15 protein-coding genes are annotated in these 16,705 nt (G+C 62.7%); 6 read left to right on the forward strand and 9 right to left on the reverse strand.

The window, feature by feature from the left end; all coding sequences use genetic code 11:
• Positions 1-13: 13 nt before the first annotated feature.
• The 3 genes from pabB to typA form a co-directional block, all read right to left on the reverse strand.
• Positions 14-1,804: an aminodeoxychorismate synthase component I gene (gene pabB, locus Q3Y64_RS02545; RefSeq protein ID WP_303559954.1), complete on the reverse strand. Its 1,791-nt coding sequence runs from the start codon at positions 1,802-1,804 to the stop codon at positions 14-16.
• 1 nt (position 1,805) lies between these two features.
• A complete protein-coding gene (locus Q3Y64_RS02550; RefSeq protein ID WP_303559956.1) occupies positions 1,806-3,140 on the reverse strand; it encodes a transglycosylase SLT domain-containing protein in 1,335 nt (444 codons plus the stop codon).
• Positions 3,141-3,273: 133 nt separating this feature from the next.
• The gene (gene typA, locus Q3Y64_RS02555) at positions 3,274-5,091 is read right to left on the reverse strand and encodes a translational GTPase TypA (RefSeq protein WP_101942706.1); all 1,818 of its coding nucleotides are present in this window, start codon (positions 5,089-5,091) and stop codon (positions 3,274-3,276) included.
• A gap of 219 nt (positions 5,092-5,310) precedes the next feature.
• Between typA and Q3Y64_RS02560 the strand changes: the two genes are divergently transcribed.
• Both Q3Y64_RS02560 and def read left to right on the forward strand, forming a co-directional pair.
• Positions 5,311-6,051: an S-methyl-5'-thioinosine phosphorylase gene (locus Q3Y64_RS02560; RefSeq protein WP_303559961.1), complete on the forward strand. Its 741-nt coding sequence runs from the start codon at positions 5,311-5,313 to the stop codon at positions 6,049-6,051.
• 7 nt (positions 6,052-6,058) lie between these two features.
• On the forward strand, positions 6,059-6,571 hold the full coding sequence (gene def, locus Q3Y64_RS02565; RefSeq protein ID WP_303559963.1) for a peptide deformylase: 513 nt from the start codon (positions 6,059-6,061) through the stop codon (positions 6,569-6,571).
• A gap of 23 nt (positions 6,572-6,594) precedes the next feature.
• Here def and Q3Y64_RS02570 read toward each other — a convergent pair whose 3' ends face one another.
• Positions 6,595-7,389: a helix-turn-helix domain-containing protein gene (locus Q3Y64_RS02570; RefSeq protein ID WP_303559965.1), complete on the reverse strand. Its 795-nt coding sequence runs from the start codon at positions 7,387-7,389 to the stop codon at positions 6,595-6,597.
• A gap of 102 nt (positions 7,390-7,491) precedes the next feature.
• On the opposite strand from Q3Y64_RS02570, the gene Q3Y64_RS02575 reads away from it, so the two are divergent.
• The 4 genes from Q3Y64_RS02575 (at position 7,492) to flhA (ending at position 13,217) form a co-directional block, all read left to right on the forward strand.
• Positions 7,492-8,688 carry an MFS transporter gene (locus Q3Y64_RS02575; RefSeq protein WP_303559967.1) on the forward strand — a complete coding sequence of 399 codons (1,197 nt, stop codon included), beginning with the start codon at positions 7,492-7,494 and terminating at the stop codon, positions 8,686-8,688.
• A gap of 62 nt (positions 8,689-8,750) precedes the next feature.
• The gene (locus tag Q3Y64_RS02580; RefSeq protein WP_303559969.1) at positions 8,751-9,779 is read left to right on the forward strand and encodes a patatin-like phospholipase family protein; all 1,029 of its coding nucleotides are present in this window, start codon (positions 8,751-8,753) and stop codon (positions 9,777-9,779) included.
• A gap of 157 nt (positions 9,780-9,936) precedes the next feature.
• A complete protein-coding gene (gene flhB, locus Q3Y64_RS02585; RefSeq protein ID WP_101942711.1) occupies positions 9,937-11,106 on the forward strand; it encodes a flagellar biosynthesis protein FlhB in 1,170 nt (389 codons plus the stop codon).
• A gap of 14 nt (positions 11,107-11,120) precedes the next feature.
• Entirely contained in the window at positions 11,121-13,217 is a 2,097-nt protein-coding gene (gene flhA / locus Q3Y64_RS02590; RefSeq protein ID WP_101942712.1) for a flagellar biosynthesis protein FlhA, read from the forward strand.
• A gap of 36 nt (positions 13,218-13,253) precedes the next feature.
• On the opposite strand, the gene nifM is transcribed toward flhA, so the two are convergent.
• The 5 genes from nifM to Q3Y64_RS02615 all read right to left on the reverse strand — a co-directional run bounded on the left by nifM (position 13,254) and on the right by Q3Y64_RS02615 (position 16,668).
• Positions 13,254-14,156: a nitrogen fixation protein NifM gene (gene nifM, locus Q3Y64_RS02595; RefSeq protein WP_101942713.1), complete on the reverse strand. Its 903-nt coding sequence runs from the start codon at positions 14,154-14,156 to the stop codon at positions 13,254-13,256.
• Complete coding sequence (locus Q3Y64_RS02600) at positions 14,149-14,625, reverse strand: nitrogen fixation protein NifZ (protein ID WP_303559974.1); 477 nt, start codon at positions 14,623-14,625, stop codon at positions 14,149-14,151. The genes nifM and Q3Y64_RS02600 overlap by 8 nt, the downstream gene beginning before the upstream one ends.
• Positions 14,622-14,939: a nitrogenase-stabilizing/protective protein NifW gene (gene nifW, locus Q3Y64_RS02605; protein ID WP_303559976.1), complete on the reverse strand. Its 318-nt coding sequence runs from the start codon at positions 14,937-14,939 to the stop codon at positions 14,622-14,624. The genes Q3Y64_RS02600 and nifW overlap by 4 nt, the downstream gene beginning before the upstream one ends.
• A 15-nt stretch (positions 14,940-14,954) precedes the next feature.
• Positions 14,955-16,085, reverse strand: coding sequence for a homocitrate synthase (nifV, locus tag Q3Y64_RS02610; protein WP_101942716.1), 1,131 nt, complete (start codon positions 16,083-16,085; stop codon positions 14,955-14,957).
• A 145-nt stretch (positions 16,086-16,230) separates the two neighbouring features.
• Positions 16,231-16,668: an Rrf2 family transcriptional regulator gene (locus Q3Y64_RS02615; protein ID WP_303559979.1), complete on the reverse strand. Its 438-nt coding sequence runs from the start codon at positions 16,666-16,668 to the stop codon at positions 16,231-16,233.
• Positions 16,669-16,705 lie beyond the last annotated feature (37 nt).

Below are 16,705 nucleotides of genomic sequence, written 5' to 3' on the forward strand. Positions count from 1 at the left end.
GCGCAGATGTCACTCAAGTTGCCTGCGTGACCTCGATCAGGCCACGCAAGGCGTTGCCCAGCCAGATACGGTTGGCGCGTGCCAGGTCCTCGCGTTGTAGTACGGCTTCAAGGGCCTTGCCGCTGGCCAGCAGGCTGGTACGCAGTACGCCTGGCAGCAGGCCGCAGTGGCTGGCGGGGGTGAGCATTTTCCCATCAATCTCGAGAAACAGGTTGCTACGCGTGCCTTCGCACAATTCGCCGCGCGTGTTGCAGAACACGAGGTCGAAGAGGCCGCGCTGCAATGCGCTCTGCAAGGCGCTGTCGTAGAACCGGCGTGCGGTGGTCTTGTGCGACAGGCGTGGGTCTTGCGGATCGAGTGCCCAGTCTGCCAGCGCGAAGCGGGCTGTGGCTGGAGTCTCGTCCAGCCCGGCGTTTTGCAGGTTGAACTGTCCGTTGCGTGACAACAGCAGACGCACGCGTTGTGCGCAGCCAGGCAGGATGTCGGCTAGTGCTTGCAGTGCTGCGCGGATCTCTGTCAGGGGGCAACTGAAGGCCAGTGTGCGGGCCGAGGCCTGCAGGCGTTCGAGGTGGCCGTTCAAGAATGGATAGCCCTCTGAGGGCGTCCAGCGCAGGGTTTCAATGAGTTGCAGGGGTGGTTCAAGCTGGGTGAGGAAGCGGCTTTTAGTGAGGCATTCGCGATACTCGGCGGCCGGCTCTGAATCGGCCACGACCCCACTGCCCACATCCAGACGGCAAGCGCCCTCGGAATCCACCAACAGGGTACGGATCGGCACATTTAGGCTGAACTCGCCCTCCGGAGCGAGCCAGCCCAGCGCACCGCAGTAAATGCCGCGCGGTCCGTCTTCAAGCTCGTTGATGATCTGCATGGCACGTATCTTTGGCGCACCGGTGATCGAACCGCAGGGAAACAAGGCGTGGAAGATGGTTTCCAGGGGAGCGCTGACGGGCTCTGCGCTGACCGTGGAGGTGAGCTGATGCACGCTGGGATAGGTTTCCAGCGAGAACATCTGTTCGACGCGCACCCCTCCGGCGGGGGCAAGACGGCCAAGGTCGTTGCGGATCAGATCCACGATCATCAGGTTCTCTGCGCGATCCTTGTCCGAGTGCACGAGGCGGCTGGCGGCTGCGGCATCCGCCAGCGGATCGTCGCTGCGTGTGGCCGTACCCTTCATCGGGCGGCAGGTGAGGGTACTTGCGTGACGCTCGACGAAGAGTTCCGGTGAGCGCGAAATGATCCAGTCTTCGCCGTCGTGGATCAGCACGCCATGAGCTACGGGTTGGGCCTCGCGCAGCCGAGCGGCGAGCGCCAGCGGATGGCCATAAATCTGGCCCCGGAGGGGAAAAGTCAGGTTGACCTGATAGCAATCGCCGGCGTGGATGTAATCAAGGATGCGCTGGCAGGCAGTGGCATGGCGCGCTTCGTCCCAATCGGCTTCAAGGTGCAGCAAGCCGGCCTCACTCGCTTGCGGGCTGAGTGCGGCAGCCTGCATCTGCCACCAGTGGGCGAGCGCATCGCCGCTGAGCTCACTTCGGTGGGCGAACACCCAGGCCTGTAGCAGAGGCTGGGTGCTGTGGCAGTGGAGCAGGTGGGGTTCGAAGGCGCTACCAAGCTCATAGCGGGCCGCGAGGGCAATCCAGCGGCCGCTTGCCTGGGCAGCCTCCAGACGCTCGAAAAATTCCGCCAGTTCGCTGGAGTGGTGGGCAAGCAGGCGCTGTTCAAGTCCTTCAAGCAGACAGGCGCGCGGCGCTTGGGCGAGATTGTCCTCAAACAGCGCGAAGGCGCTGGCCCCCAGCTGTTGCATGTCAGCCGCGCCGGGTCGGTGTTTTCTTGGCCGGTGCGCGTGCCGCAGCCTTGTTCAGGGCTGGCGATGGAGCACGGCTGGAGCTCTTGTTCTGCACGCCAGGCTTGCTGGTTTCTGCCGTTTCGATCGGCGCTGTGATGTCGGTGGCGTGCGGCACGAGCAAGGTATAGCCGGCTGCCAGTTTGGCGCGTGGGGGCAGGCCATTGGCACTGCGCAGAGCGTCCGGGCTCAGCTTGAGGCTTTGGGCGACCTGCTCGACGCGCGCCCCGCGTGGCAGTGAATAGGTCTTCCAGCTCAGCAGCGGGCCACCGTGGGCGGCGAAGTTCTCGCTGAACTTCCGTGCGTTGTCGACTGGCAGGATCAGGTCTGCGTCATGGTTGCCGGGAATGATCGGGCGGTTATACGCAGGGTTCAGGGCCAGAAATTCGTTCAGCGGCATTTCGGCGAATTTCGCCGCGAGCGCCACATCCATGCCTTGATCACGCTCCACCGTCACGAAATAGGGTTCGTCCGGGATGGGGGGGAGGCGCAGGCCATAGCGCTCCGGGTTGGCTACGATCATTTTCACGGCTTGCAGCTTGGGCACGTATTGGGCCGTTTCCTTGGGCATGCGCAGGCTGTTGTAGTCGGTCGGCCGGCCGGCATTGCGGTTGGAATTCACGGCGCGCAGCACCGCGTTTTCACCCCAGTTGTAGGAAGCCAGCGCGAGGTGCCAGTCGCCCTGAAGTTCGTATACAGCCTGCAGGTAGGTCAGTGCGGCGGCGGTGGAGGCCAGCACGTCGCGACGCTCATCCACCCACCAGTTCTGCTGCAGACGGAAGTCACGCCCCGTCGAGGGAATGAACTGCCACAAGCCGGCGGCCTTGGCTGGCGAGAAGGCCATCGGGTTGTAGGCCGACTCCACCAGTGGCAGCAAGGCCAGCTCGGTCGGCATGCCACGCGCTTCGAGTTCGCTGACGATGTGATAGAGATACTTGCTGCCACGCTCCATCAGATTGGTGATGGCTTGCGGGCGGGCCTGGAAAGCGGCGATGTGGCGATCCACATTCGGGTTGTCGACCAGATTTGGAATGCCGAAGCCCTTGCGGATGCGGTCCCAAAGGTCGGAACTGGCTTTGGCATGGGCACCGGTATTGATTGGGGTGCGCTGCGGCAGTTCGGTCGTGACTGGCGTGCTGGCGCCTTCACTGTTTGCAGTTGTGCCCACCGCGGGCGCCGGGGCAGTCAGGGCGTTGGCAAACTGAAGGCTGACCGTTTCAGGCTCGGCGGCGTGCAGGAAGGGGCTGCCGCAAAGGCAGAGCAGGCTGAGGCTGGCAGTCAGCAGGCGCGAAATCAAGGCGGGCGCTCCTTGGGCTAGGGTGGCGGGATTGTAATGGCTGCAGCACGAAAGCGGCTTTGATGTTTTTTATGCGCCGCCGAAACGAAAAAGGCCATCCCGCAGGATGGCCTCTGGTGACGCTGTGCGGTGCTCAGGCTTCGTCGCTGCGGAAGGCACGCTTGCGTTCGTGTTCCTTCAGGTAGCGCTTGCGCAGGCGGATCGACTTTGGGGTGATTTCGACCAACTCGTCATCGGCGATGAACTCGATGGCGGATTCGAGCGTCAGTGCAATCGGTGGTACCAGACGCACGGCTTCATCGGTACCCGAGGCGCGCACGTTGGTGAGTTGCTTGCCCTTGATCGGGTTGACCACGAGGTCGTTATCACGCGAGTGGATGCCGATGATCATGCCTTCGTACACCGGGTCGTTGTGGCTTACGAACATGCGACCGCGATCTTGCAGCTTCCACAGGGAGTAAGCCACAGCAGCGCCGTCGTCCTGCGAGATCAGCACGCCGTTGCGGCGCTCGCTCATGTTGCCAGCCACCGGGGCGTAGTCGTCGAACACATGGCTGGCCAGACCCGTGCCGCGGGTCAGGGTCATGAATTCACCCTGGAAGCCGATCAGGCCACGCGCCGGAATGCGGTATTCGAGGCGCACGCGGCCCTTGCCGTCCGGCGCCATGTCTTGCAGTTCGCCACGGCGGCGGCCGAGCTCTTCCATCACGCCGCCCTGGTTGTCCTCTTCCACATCCACGGTGAGCATTTCGTAGGGCTCGCACTTCACGCCGTCGATTTCCTTGAACACCACGCGCGGGCGGCCCACGGCCAGCTCGAAACCTTCGCGGCGCATGGATTCGAGCAGGATGGTCAGGTGCAGTTCGCCACGACCGGAAACTTCGAACACATCAGCGTCGTCGGTATAGACCACACGCAGGGCAACGTTCTTAAGGAGTTCTTTTTCCAGGCGCTCGCGGATCTGGCGGCTGGTCACGAACTTGCCTTCACGGCCGGCCAGCGGGGAGCTGTTCACGATGAAGTTCATGGTCAGGGTCGGCTCATCCACAGCGATGGGCTTCATGCCGTCGAGTTGGTCCGGGTCACAGATGGTCACGCCGATGCCTACTTGATTGATGCCGGACACCAGCACGATGTCGCCGGCTTCGGCCAGCTCTGAGGATTTGCGCTCAAGGCCTTCAAAGGTCAGGATTTGGCCGATCTTGGCCTTGCCCTTGTTCTCGTCACCGTACATCACGACCACTTCCTGGTTCGGGCGGATGCGACCGCGCTTGATGCGGCCGATGCCGAGCTGACCGATATAGGTGGAGTAGTCGAGCGAGCAGATCTGCAGTTGCAGCGGGCCGTCCGAATCCACTTCCGGCTGCGGCACGTGCTTGAGAATGGCTTCGAACAGCGGCTTCATGTCGGTGCCAGGCTGATCGGCGTCGAGCATGGCAAAGCCATTCAGTGCCGAGGCGTAGACGATCGGGAAATCCAGCTGTTCTTCGGTGGCGCCGAGCTTGTCGAAAAGATCGAAGGTCTGGTCGATGACCCAGTTCGGGCGTGCGCCCGGACGGTCGATCTTGTTGACCACAACAATCGGCTTCAGCCCCATGGCCAGTGCCTTGCGGGTCACGAAACGGGTTTGCGGCATCGGGCCTTCAACGGCATCCACCAGCAGCAGCACGGAATCAACCATCGACAGCACGCGCTCGACTTCGCCGCCGAAGTCAGCGTGCCCCGGGGTGTCGACGATGTTGATATGGGTCTCGCCGTACTTGATTGCGCAGTTCTTGGCCAGAATCGTGATGCCGCGCTCTTTTTCAAGATCGTTGCTGTCCATCACGCGTTCGGTCACGGCCTGGTGGGCGGCAAAGGTGCCGGACTGGCGGAGAAGTTGGTCGACCAAAGTGGTTTTGCCGTGGTCGACGTGGGCAATGATGGCGATGTTGCGGATGGCACGGCTCATGATATTTTCGGTCTGCGGGGGAAGTGGTTAGACGCGTCAACCCTGAGGGCTTGATCGCAAAGCCCTCTATTCTATCATGCTGAAGTGGACAAACCGTGACAGTTTGTCAGCCGTGCCTTCAGTCCCGAGAGCCGCCGCGGCCGCCATGGCCGCTAGCTGCGGCGAGCCTGCAGCCCTGCGTGCTAAGATCCATCGACTATTTTTCAGCCCGGTACGGACATGATCGCAATCATCGGTGGCAGTGGCCTGAGCCAGCTTTCCAATCTCGACATCACGCGCCGTGAAGTGGTGCGTACGCCTTATGGCGAGCCTTCCGGTGCTTTGCTCTTCGGTCATTTGTGTGACCAGCAGACGGTGTTCATTGCCCGGCATGGTTACGGCCACACGATCCCGCCGCATGGCGTGAATTACCGTGCCAACCTCTGGGCCCTCAAGGAAGCGGGTGCCAAGGAGATTATCTCGGTGGCGTCGGTGGGCGGTATTCAGGACCATCTTGGACCGGGCGTGCTGATGGTGCCGGATCAAATCATCGATTACACCTGGGGCCGCAAGGCGACATATTTCGACGGCGTGGATGGCCCGGTCGTGCATGTGGATTTCACCGATCCCTACGATGCCTCCTTGCGCACGCGCATCCTCGCCGCTGCCCGGAATGCAGGTGAGGCGATCGTGGATGGTGGTACCTATGCTGCGACTCAAGGGCCACGTCTTGAAACAGCGGCCGAAGTCACCCGTCTGGAGCGCGATGGTGCACACGTGATCGGCATGACCGGCATGCCCGAAGCGGTGCTGGCGCGAGAGCTGGGCATCCCGTATGCGGCAATTGTGGTCGTGGTGAATCAGGCTGCCGGGCGTGGCAGTAGCGCCCACGGCATCCAGATGGCCGATATCGAGGCCACCGCCAAGACGGCGATGGTGCGCGTGCATAACGTGTTGCAGCATTTCTGCACCAATTGCTGAGGCGCCAATGATTCGCGAGATCCTGCGGATGGGGGATGAACGCCTGTTGCGCCATGCGCAAGAGGTGGAGGCTTTCGACACGCCGGAGCTGCACACGTTGATCGCTGACATGTTCGACACCATGCGCGAAGCGGGTGGTGTGGGCCTCGCCGCACCGCAGATCGGAGTAGATCTGCGGGTGGTGATTTTCGGTTTCGAGGCCAGTGAGCGCTATCCGGAAGCCCCGGCCGTGCCGCTCACGGTGCTCGTCAATCCGGTGCTGGAATTCATCGGCGATGAGCTGGAAGAAGGCTGGGAGGGTTGCCTCTCGGTGCCGGGATTGCGTGGCATGGTGCCGCGCCATGTGCGCTTGCGCTATAGCGGCTTCGATCAGTTCGGCACGCCGATTCTTCGCGAGGTGGAGGGTTTTCATGCCCGCGTGGTGCAGCATGAGTGCGACCATCTGGATGGCACCCTGTATCCGATGCGGGTACAGGACTTCACCCGCTTCGGTTTTACCGAGGTTTTGTTTCCGGCCTGAATTCGGCAGCCGTGCGAGGGGTTTCAAGCCCCTTGTGGCTTGAACATCTCGGTTGGCGTTAGTCCGAAGTTTCGCCGGAAGGCTGCGATGAAGGCCGAAGGTGAGGCGTAGCCGGCATCCAGCGCCACGCGTGTGACGCGTTCGCCGCGCTCCAGTCCGTTCAGTGCTAAGAGCAGACGCAGGCGCTGGCGCCAGTCGCCGAAACTCATGCCGCTCTGATGCACGAAAAGCCGGGCCAGACTGCGCTCGGAGAGGCCGACCCGTTCGCCCCAGGCTGCCATGGTCCGGGTGTCGTCGGGCCGGTTCTGTAGTTCGCTGCAGATCCGGCGCAGGCGCGGATCGGTCGGCATCGGCAGATTGAAGGCCACTTCGGGCAGGTGCTTGAGCTGATCGACGAGGACCTGGATCAGTCGTTCGGCTTCGCCGGACGGCTCGTAATCTTCCGGCAGCGTCGTCACGGCCAGCATCAGCTCCCGCACCAGGGGCGTGATGCGCACTACCCGGCAGTGTGGCCCGGCCCATTCCATCAGGCTGTGATCCACATACAGATTGCGCATTTCGGTGAGCGGAGCGTTGGTGGCTTGATGCTCGATGCCTGGCGGAATCCAGATCATCCGTTCTGGTGGGGCCATGAAACTGCCATCTTGCGTTTCGATGGCCAGTACGCCACTCATGGCCCAGGTCAGCTGCCACCAGCGATGGCTGTGCCACGGGGTCAGCGAGCCGGGAAGGCGATCACCTATGCGGGCAACGACAGGCCGTGGGAGTGTCTGGTAGCTGGGCAGGCGCAAAATGATGTTGTGGCTGTTTTGCGACATATTCTGGCTTTTTGTGGTTAGACGGAATTTTCACCCTCACCTATATTCTTTCGCAAGCCCTGCGTAGAGGCAGGTGGCATCCATTCCACAGGGAGACGTGATTTGAGCGCGCAGTCAGCAGGGCAGACAACCTCGTTCCGTGTGCTGGGCGCGATCAGCGCCTCGCATTTCCTCAATGACATGATGCAGTCGCTGATCCTGGCGCTGTATCCCCTGCTCAAGGGCGGTTTCAATCTGAGTTTCGGGCAGATCGGCCTGATCACCTTCACTTTCCAGGCCACCGCTTCCTTGTTGCAGCCACTGGTCGGGCTGTACACCGATCGCCATCCCAAGCCTTACTCGCTGATGTTCGGCATGTGCAGTACGCTGGTGGGGCTGCTCTTGCTGGCCACGGCCACGACTTATCCGGCCTTGCTGATCGCAGCCGCGATGGTCGGCACCGGTTCCTCGATCTTCCATCCTGAGTCTTCGCGGGTGGCGCGCATGGCCTCGGGCGGCCGTCTGGGGATGGCACAGTCCGTGTTCCAGGTCGGCGGTAATGCCGGCACGGCGCTGGGTCCTTTGCTGGCGGCGCTGATCGTGATTCCGAACGGGCAGGGTAGTGTGGCCTGGTTTGCGCTGGCTGCCTTGCTGGCGATCACGTTGCTGTGGAAGGTGGGGCAGTGGTATGCGCATCAACAGGCGCAAGGGGCGCTGAAAGCCAGGATTCGCCAGGGGGCGGCCGAAACGGGCCTGTCGCGTGGCAGGGTGGTGGGCTCTGTTGCAGTCCTGCTGAGCCTGATCTTTTCAAAGTATTTTTATCTCGCCAGCCTGTCGAGCTACTTCACTTTCTATCTGATGGAGAAGTTCGGGCTCGGCGCGCAATCGGCCCAGTTGCACCTCTTTGTTTTCCTGTTTGCGGTGGCTGCAGGGACCGTGATTGGTGGGCCGCTGGGTGATCGCATCGGTCGCAAGCGGGTGATCTGGTTCTCGATCCTCGGCGTGGCGCCGTTCACCCTGATCCTGCCGCATGTGGGGCTCACTGCGACCACCGTTCTGAGCTTCATCATCGGCTTGATCCTGGCTTCGGCTTTCTCGGCGATCATCGTTTATGCGCAGGAATTGTTGCCGGGCCGGGTGGGGCTGGTGGCGGGCCTGTTCTTTGGCTTTTCCTTTGGCATGGGAGCCATCGGTGCTGCGTTGTTGGGCATGCTGGCGGATCTGCGCGGCATCGAGTTCGTCTATCAGGTCTGCGCCTTCCTGCCCTTGTTGGGACTGCTGACAGTCTTCCTGCCTGACCTGCGGAAAAAAGCGGCCTGAACAGTGTGCATTGCAACATGCCTGCGGCACACTGCAGGCTGTTGCACACCCGGATTGCGCACATGTTTGCCAAGGTCAGCCCGAGCCCGTTCTCCCTCAATCTTGCCTTGCAAGGCGGTGGTGCCCACGGGGCCTTTACCTGGGGTGTGCTGGATGCCTTGCTGGAAGACGGCCGCTTCGGCTTCGAGGGCATCAGCGGCACCAGCGCCGGAGCCATGAATGCGGTGGCTTTGGCGCACGGCTGGCTGCTCGGTGGTGCGGAGGGCGCACGTGAGGCGCTGAGTAATTTCTGGGAGGGAGTGGCATTGAGCGGGCCCCGTGAGGTGGTGCCGCCGATCATCGACCCGACCACCCCTATGCCCGGCATGAACTGGATGCTGCAGCTTACGCGCTGGTTCTCGCCCTACCAGCTCAATCCGCTGGATCTGAATCCCTTGCGGGATCTGGTTGAAGCTCAATTCGATTTCGAGCGTCTGCGCCGCGAGTCGCCCTTCAAGTTGTTCATTGCCGCAACGCATGCCAACAGCGGGCATCTGAAGCTTTTCCGGAATGCCGATCTGAGCGCCGATGCGCTGCTGGCCTCGGCCTGCCTGCCAACCATCCACCATGCCATCATGATTGATGGCGAGCCCTACTGGGATGGTGCCTATGCGGCTAATCCGGCGGTGTTTCCGCTGTTCCGTTTTTGTGATTCGCGCGACATCCTGATCGTGATGCTGGCGCCGCTCCATCACGAGCGCACCCCGCGCGGTGCCGATGAGATCCAGGAGCGCGCTGCGCAACTGGCTTTCACCAATGCCTTCATGCGTGAAATGCGTTTGCTGGCGGCCATGCGCGAGATGGCGAGCGAGAGTGGTTGGCTTTCCGGCTCGTTGGAAGCACGTCTGCGCAGCACACGTTTCCATCTGATCGAAGCCGAAGCGGTGCTCGGCGGGCTCACCGCAGCGAGCAAGAGCGTTGCCAATCAAGCCTTTCTGCACCGCCTGCGTGATGCCGGCCGCAGTCATGCCCGGCGCTGGCTGGCAGAGCACGCCGAGGTCGTGGGGCATCGAGCCAGCCTGGATCTGCAGGCGACTTTTCTTCCAGCGTAAGAGGCTCCGGAAAGCGCATTGAGCCTCCTTGCTGCCCGTGGGTGTGGCGGCGCTTGGGTCAGCAATGCCTGAATAAGCCCGCTTTCTCATCCCTGTTCGGCCCGGCAAGGATTGCCGTTGCGGCAAATAATGCCTCTATTGCGCAGAGGCAGTGGACATGGCTGAAGGCAGCGACCTCGAAAAGACCGAACCAGCGTCAGGCCGGCGCATCGAGCAGGCACGTGCCGATGGGCAGGTGCCGCAGTCGCGTGAGCTAGCCAGTTTCCTGACCATGATTTCGGCTGTGCTGACCTTGCTGGTGGTTTCCCGCTGGATGGTGGCGCATGCCTCGGCATTGATGCGAGGCGGGCTCAGCTTTGGTCGTGAGCAGAGTTTCAATAGCGAGTACATGTATGAGCAGCTCTTGCGCCTGAGCATCGATGCGCTTACGGCACTGCTGCCTTTTTTTGTGGTGATGCTGGTGGCCGCTGTGGCGGCGCCGGTGATGATGGGGGGGCTGATTTTCTCCTTCAAGGCTTTTCAGCTGGATCTGAATCGGCTGGATCCTCTTAACGGCCTCAAGCGCATGGCGTCGATGCATGGCGTGGCCGAGCTGGTGAAAGGGCTGCTCAAGTCCGGTCTGATCGGCAGCATCGGCTGCTGGGTGCTGTGGTCGCAACGGGGCGAGATAGTTGCTTTGATGAGCATGCCGCTGGAGTCTGGCATGAGCATGTTCGGCGACATGCTGCTGATGTCCCTGTTGTGGGTCGTGGCGAGCCTGGCGTTGGTGGCGGCGCTTGATGTGCCCTTCCAGCTCTGGCGTTACTACGAGGGGCTCAAGATGACCAAGGAAGAGCTCAAGCAGGAATACAAGGAAATGGAAGGCGATCCGCAGCTCAAGGCACGGATCCGCGCCCGCCAGCGCGACATGGCGCGTCGCCGCATGATGGCGGCGGTGCCCAAGGCCGATGTGGTGGTGACCAACCCGACCCACTATGCCGTGGCGCTGAAATACGAAGCCGGGGCGATGGGGGCCCCCACCGTGGTGGCCAAGGGGGCGGATCTGGTGGCACAGGCGATCCGCGAACTGGCCCAGGAGCACAAGGTGCCACTGCTCGAAGCTCCGCCTCTTGCGCGTGCCCTGTTTCGCCATTCCGAGGTCGGCGATCAGGTGCCGGCCGCGCTGTACACCGCCGTGGCCGAGGTGATGGCCTATGTGTATCAGCTCAATCATTTTCTCGCTCAGGGCGGCTTGCCACCTGAGCGACCGCACGATCTTGATGTTCCACCAGAGCTGGATCCGGGGGCAGCCACCGCGCCCGAGGCTGCTGGTGCGAATCGATATTGAAGAGGGTTTGAGTCATGGCGAGTAACGCAAACACGGTCAATTTGAAGACGCTCTTTGCGCCGAGCAACATCCGCCAGTTGGCTGCGCCGATCCTGCTGCTGGCGATGCTGGCGATGATGGTGTTGCCGCTGCCGGCGTTTGCGCTGGACGTGTTTTTCACCTTCAACATCGCGATCTCGATGATGGTGCTGCTGGTGGCGATGTACACCAAGAAGCCGCTGGATTTCTCGGTCTTCCCCACCGTGCTGCTGATCACCACCTTGCTGCGCTTGTCGCTGAACGTGGCCTCCACCCGGGTGGTGTTGCTGCACGGCCATACCGGCCCGGACGCGGCAGGCAAGGTGATCGAGGCCTTTGGTCACTTCCTGGTGGGCGGCAACACGGCGGTGGGCGTAGTGGTGTTTGTGATCCTCACCGTGATCAACTTCGTGGTAATCACCAAGGGCGCCGGGCGGATCGCCGAAGTGGGGGCACGCTTCACCTTGGACGCGATGCCCGGCAAGCAGATGGCCATCGATGCCGACCTGAATGCTGGCCTGATTGACGACAAGGAAGCCAAGCGGCGGCGTATCGAGGTGGCCCAGGAAGCGGATTTCTATGGTGCCATGGACGGTGCCTCGAAGTTCGTGCGCGGCGATGCGGTGGCCGGCATCCTGATTCTGTTCATCAACGTGATTGGCGGGCTGATCGTCGGCGTGCTGCAGCACCATATGGAGCTTGATCGCGCGACCAACCAGTATGTGATGTTGGCCATCGGTGACGGCCTGGTGGCCCAGCTACCGTCCCTGATCATCTCGGTGGCCGCTGGCATGGTGGTCTCCCGCGTGGGTGATGAAGGCGATGTGGGCGGGCTGCTCATCAACCAGCTCTTCGGCAATGTAAATGTGAGCATCCTGGCCGCAGCGATCCTCGGCGTGCTGGGCATGATCCCGGGCATGCCGAACTTCATCTTCCTGACCCTGGCGGCGGGCCTCGCGGCGGTGGCCTGGAATACCGGCAAGAAGCAGGCGGCCGAGGCAGAGGCCGAAGCGCAGCCCCTGCCGGCGCAGACACCGGGGCAAGCGCCCGAATCGCTGGATGCGACCTGGAACGATGTGACGCCGGTGGACGTGCTGGGCCTCGAGGTGGGCTATCGCCTGATCCCGATGGTGGACAAGAGTCAGGATGGCGAGCTGCTCAAGCGCATTCGCGGCCTGCGCAAGAAGTTTGCGCAGGACATCGGTTTTCTCTCTTCGCCGGTGCATATCCGCGACAACCTGGAACTCAAGCCGAACGCTTACCGGATCACCCTCAAGGGGGTGGAGATCGGCAAGGGAGAGGCCTATCCCGGGCAGTTTCTCGCCATCAATCCGGGGCGTGTGGGCGGCACCTTGCCCGGCACCGCCACGACCGATCCGGCCTTTGGCCTGCCTGCTGTGTGGGTGGATAACGCCCGCCGCGAGCAGGCGCATGCCCTGGGCTATACCGTGGTGGACGCCAGCACCGTGGTGGCTACCCATCTCAACCACCTGCTCATGAGTCATGCGGCAGACCTGCTTGGGCGCCAGGAAACCCAGGCCTTGCTGGATCACATTCAGCGCGAGTCGCCCAAGCTGGTCGAGGATCTGGTGCCCAAGGTATTGCCGCTGCATGTGCTGCAGCGCGTGCTGCAATACCTGCTGGAAGAAGGCATCAATATCCGCGACATGCGTACCATCGTCGAATCGCTGGCCGAGCATGCTCCGCGCAGTCAGGATCCGGTGGAGCTCGCCTCCCGGGTGCGTACTTCGCTGGGCCGGGCCATCGTGCAGCAGCTTTTCCCGGGCAGCAACGAAGTGTCGGTCATCGCGCTGGAACCGGGGCTGGAACGTCTGCTGCATCAGGCCCTGGCCTCCGGCGGCGAAGGTGGCGCAATCGAACCCGGCCTGGCCGATACCCTCATGCGCGAAACCGCTGCGGCGGCGCAACGTCAGGAAGAAGTCGGCCTGCCGGCGGTGTTGCTGGTGCCCAACAGCCTGCGCTGGCTGCTGGCGCGTTTCCTGCGGCGTGCCGTGCCTTCGCTCAAGGTCATTGCTCACTCCGAGGTGCCCGAGAGCCGCAGCATCCGCGTGGCGAGCATGGTGGGCGGCTAAGCACACCTCCGCCCCGCGCCGGGGCGGCCTGCTTGATCAGGCGCGGGCTTCGTGGCTCATGATCTGGCACACCCAGGCCCGCTGCTTGTTCTGCTTGCGGGTGATCAGCATCTGCTCGCGGATGCGATCGCGTACCTGGGTCAGGGGCACCTTGCCGGCCGGCTGGATGTTTTCGCAGCGCAGCAGGTGAAAGCCCATGGGGGATTCCAGCGCTTCCGACAGGCTGCCGGCACGCATCGTGAAGGCGGCCGCATCCAGCGCTGGGAACAGCTGGCCTCGCGGCACCTGGCCGAGCAGGCCACCCTGCATTGCCGTGGGGCATTCGGAGTGACGCAGGGCCTGTTCACCAAAACGATCCGGATGGCGCAGCAGTAGTTCGCGGATGACTTCGATGCGCTGACGGCTCGTGGCGCGGCCCGCCTCGCTGTCGTCATGGGTCAGCAGGATGTGGCGCAGGGTACGGCGCTCTGGGGTTTCAAAGCGGGCGTGGTGCAGGTGGTAGAAGAGCTCCACTTCCATGTTGCTGACCGGAGCGACTTTTGCCGAGACCATTTCCAGCACGGCTTCGACGCGCAATTCGCGCTCCACTTCGGCGCGCAGCGATTGTTCGCTGAGTCCGAAACGGGCCAGATCGCACACGAATTCGGCCTCATTGCTGAAGCCCGCGGCAATCTCGGCAATGCTGTGGGTGACTGCCTCCGGACTGATCACGACGTGCGTGGCCTGGCGGCTGCCGAGGATGCGCGTTTCGATCGCGCGCTGGCGATTGACGACGGCCTCGAGCTTGCGGCGTTGCTCGGCGTCGAGGCGCTCGGGCGTGGTCTTGAAGAGGGCCTGAGACTGCTTGAGCGCCAGGTAACCCGAGGCGGCAGGGCTGGCGGGCGTGGCGGACGCTGGAGTGGCGGCGACTACGGGGGAGGGGGAGGCGATTTCAGACATTGCAGCAGGCTTCCGGCAACGAGGTTGAAACGGGGGCAAGCGCAGCTTCGCGCACGATCAGCGGGTGGCCCGCCCAGCACTCGAAATGCACGTGGTAAGCCGGGCCTTCCGGCAGATCGCGGAGTACCTTGAGGATTTCGCCGCGCGCACCGGCGGGCACGCGCACTTCACCGCCAATGGCCAGATCGCGTGCGCTGAGCACGCGTTCGCGCGATTCGAAACGGGTGTCGATCCAGGCTTCGTCCAAGCCGAGCAGCTCTTCTTCGCGGCAACCGACTATGCGGTTCTGCTCAAGAAAGTGCAGTGAGTAGATCACCTGATCCATCAGAAAGCTGCCGATGTCGACCACCGTGCCGATGCTGCCGCGGCGCACCAGCAGCTCGCCGCGGGTGGCGCCGGGAAAGGTGCCGTCGTCGCGCACATTGCGCGTCACGCGCAGGCTTTCGCCAAGCTCCCAGCGCGGTCTCATGGCTGCCTCCTGCCAATGGCGGTGATCGCCACGGTCTGGATGCCGCGAGCACGTTTGAAAACGCTGAAGACTCCTTCGGTGAGCGCATCGGAATGAACGAAGTCCTGATAGGCGCGAGCCAGCAGATGTTTCCAGGTTTCGTATTCCGGCGCCTTGCCGGCCCCGTTCAGATAGTTGTGAAAGCGCTGCAGGATGTGCAGGTGATTGATCCTTACAACCTTGGGATCAAATGCAATGCCGAAGTAGGTGAGGAAGTCCTCGGCCGATTCGAGCTCGGCCAGATCGTCTGTAAAGTCAGGGTGCTCGGTGCTCATGATGACCTCTCTCTGTCAGCAGCATTCCTGATGCAGGCCCTTGAAGAGCAGCATCAGTTCGGATTCGTCCGGGGTACGTTTTTCGAGGGCGACGAAACGCCGCACCATCTCCAGCAGCAGGTGTGCCTCCAGATCGCCGAGTTGGCGCCCGAGGGCGGCGAAGACCGACTTCACGGCACGGGTGCCGGAGTGTTTGCCCAGCACCACGCGATGCTCCCGCCCGACGATGGCCGGATCGAAACCTTGGTAGTTGTGCGGGTCCTTGAGCAGGCCATCAACATGGATGCCTGCTTCATGCGTGAACACGTTCGACCCGGTCAGGCTTTTCTGTGCCGGAATCGGTCGCCCCGAAGCCTTGGCTACGCACTGGGCGAGTACCGGAAAATTGCACAGTTCAACGCCGGTTTCGAGCTTGTAACACTGACGCAAACCGAGCACGACTTCTTCCAGCGCCGCATTGCCGGCCCGCTCTCCAAGCCCGCCGACCGTGGTGTTCAGATGGCTGGCACCGGCGCGTGCTGCCGCCAGGGTGTTGGCCGTGGCCATGCCCAGATCGTTATGAGCATGCATCTCGATTTCGAGCCGGGTCGTCTTGCGCAAGGCCTTGATGGCGCGCTCCACGCCGAAGGGCTCCATGATGCCCAGGGTGTCGGCAAAGCGCAGGCGACGCGCGCCCGCCCGGGCCGCTACCTCGGCAATCTGGGCGAGAAAGGCGGGGTCGGCCCGTGAAGCGTCCTCCATGCCGATACTCACTTCCAGGCCAAGGTCGCGGGCGAAATGCACCAGGCGATGGATCTCGGAGAGCAACCAGCTGCGCGGGCGCCCCAGCTTGCTGGCCAGGTGCTGGTCGGAAGAGGGTGCCGAGATGTCGATCAGCTGCGCGCCGAGACCGGCGCAGGCGGAGATGTCACGTTCATTCAGGCGGGCCCACACCATCAGCCGGGCTTGCAGACCCAGCTCGGCGATGGCGCGAATGCAGTCACGCTCGGCTTCGCCCATGGCCGGGATGCCAACCTCCATCTCCGGCACGCCCAGCGCGTCGAGCTGGCGGGCGATATCCAGCTTCTCGGCGGCGCTGAAGGCTACGCCGGCGGTTTGCTCACCGTCGCGCAGTGTGGTGTCGTTGATGATGATCCTGCGGCCCATGCCCAGCCCCTTTGGTTGCCTTGACTGTATTCAGCAAGCACGGTGCCAGAACTTATCCGCATGATTTAAAAGGGATAAATTAAGAGGTGGGAGCGTTTGTGTGGGGGCTTGGTGACAAAACCCTGCAGGATTTGCGACAGCAGCGTCAGCTGCGCACGATCTTCAGGATTTGTACCAGCGCGGCTGGCTGCTGGGTGAGATCGGCCAGGGTGTATTCATCCAGCGTGGTGTAGAGCGCGTCAAACGCGCGGCGCAGGGCACCGGCCAGCTTGCAGTTCGGAGTGATCCGACAAGTGTCGTTGGCGCTGAAGCATTCCACGATCGGGCCGTCGCCCTCGGCTTCGCGTACAACCCGGCCGATGCGGATCTCGCTCGCCGGCAAGGCCAGGCGGATGCCGCCGCCCTTGCCACGCAGGGCTTCGATCACGCCGGTCTTGGCTAGATGCTGCACCACTTTCATCAGGTGGCTTTCCGAGATGCCATAGGCTTCGGCGATGCCCTGAATGGTGGCGAGGCGGTCCTGATTCAGCGCGAGGTACATCAGCACGCGCAGGGTGTAATCGGTGAAGGTGGTGAGTTTCATGGCGGGCGACGATCTTTTCCTGCTGCGAACGATACAG

Origin of the sequence: Uliginosibacterium sp. 31-12, assembly GCF_030548425.1 — a bacterium.
Taxonomy (GTDB): Bacteria; Pseudomonadota; Gammaproteobacteria; order Burkholderiales; family Rhodocyclaceae; genus Uliginosibacterium; species Uliginosibacterium aquaticum.

Coding starts and splice junctions, on each gene's coding strand:
- pabB (WP_303559954.1), bottom strand. CDS start 1,804: ATGCAACAGCTGGGGGCCAGCGCCTTCGCGCTGTTTGAGGACAATCTC.
- typA (WP_101942706.1), bottom strand. CDS start 5,091: ATGAGCCGTGCCATCCGCAACATCGCCATCATTGCCCACGTCGACCAC.
- Q3Y64_RS02560 (WP_303559961.1), top strand. CDS start 5,311: ATGATCGCAATCATCGGTGGCAGTGGCCTGAGCCAGCTTTCCAATCTC.
- def (WP_303559963.1), top strand. CDS start 6,059: ATGATTCGCGAGATCCTGCGGATGGGGGATGAACGCCTGTTGCGCCAT.
- Q3Y64_RS02570 (WP_303559965.1), bottom strand. CDS start 7,389: ATGTCGCAAAACAGCCACAACATCATTTTGCGCCTGCCCAGCTACCAG.
- Q3Y64_RS02580 (WP_303559969.1), top strand. CDS start 8,751: ATGTTTGCCAAGGTCAGCCCGAGCCCGTTCTCCCTCAATCTTGCCTTG.
- flhB (WP_101942711.1), top strand. CDS start 9,937: ATGGCTGAAGGCAGCGACCTCGAAAAGACCGAACCAGCGTCAGGCCGG.
- flhA (WP_101942712.1), top strand. CDS start 11,121: ATGGCGAGTAACGCAAACACGGTCAATTTGAAGACGCTCTTTGCGCCG.
- nifM (WP_101942713.1), bottom strand. CDS start 14,156: ATGTCTGAAATCGCCTCCCCCTCCCCCGTAGTCGCCGCCACTCCAGCG.
- Q3Y64_RS02600 (WP_303559974.1), bottom strand. CDS start 14,625: ATGAGACCGCGCTGGGAGCTTGGCGAAAGCCTGCGCGTGACGCGCAAT.
- nifW (WP_303559976.1), bottom strand. CDS start 14,939: ATGAGCACCGAGCACCCTGACTTTACAGACGATCTGGCCGAGCTCGAA.
- nifV (WP_101942716.1), bottom strand. CDS start 16,085: ATGGGCCGCAGGATCATCATCAACGACACCACACTGCGCGACGGTGAG.
- Q3Y64_RS02615 (WP_303559979.1), bottom strand. CDS start 16,668: ATGAAACTCACCACCTTCACCGATTACACCCTGCGCGTGCTGATGTAC.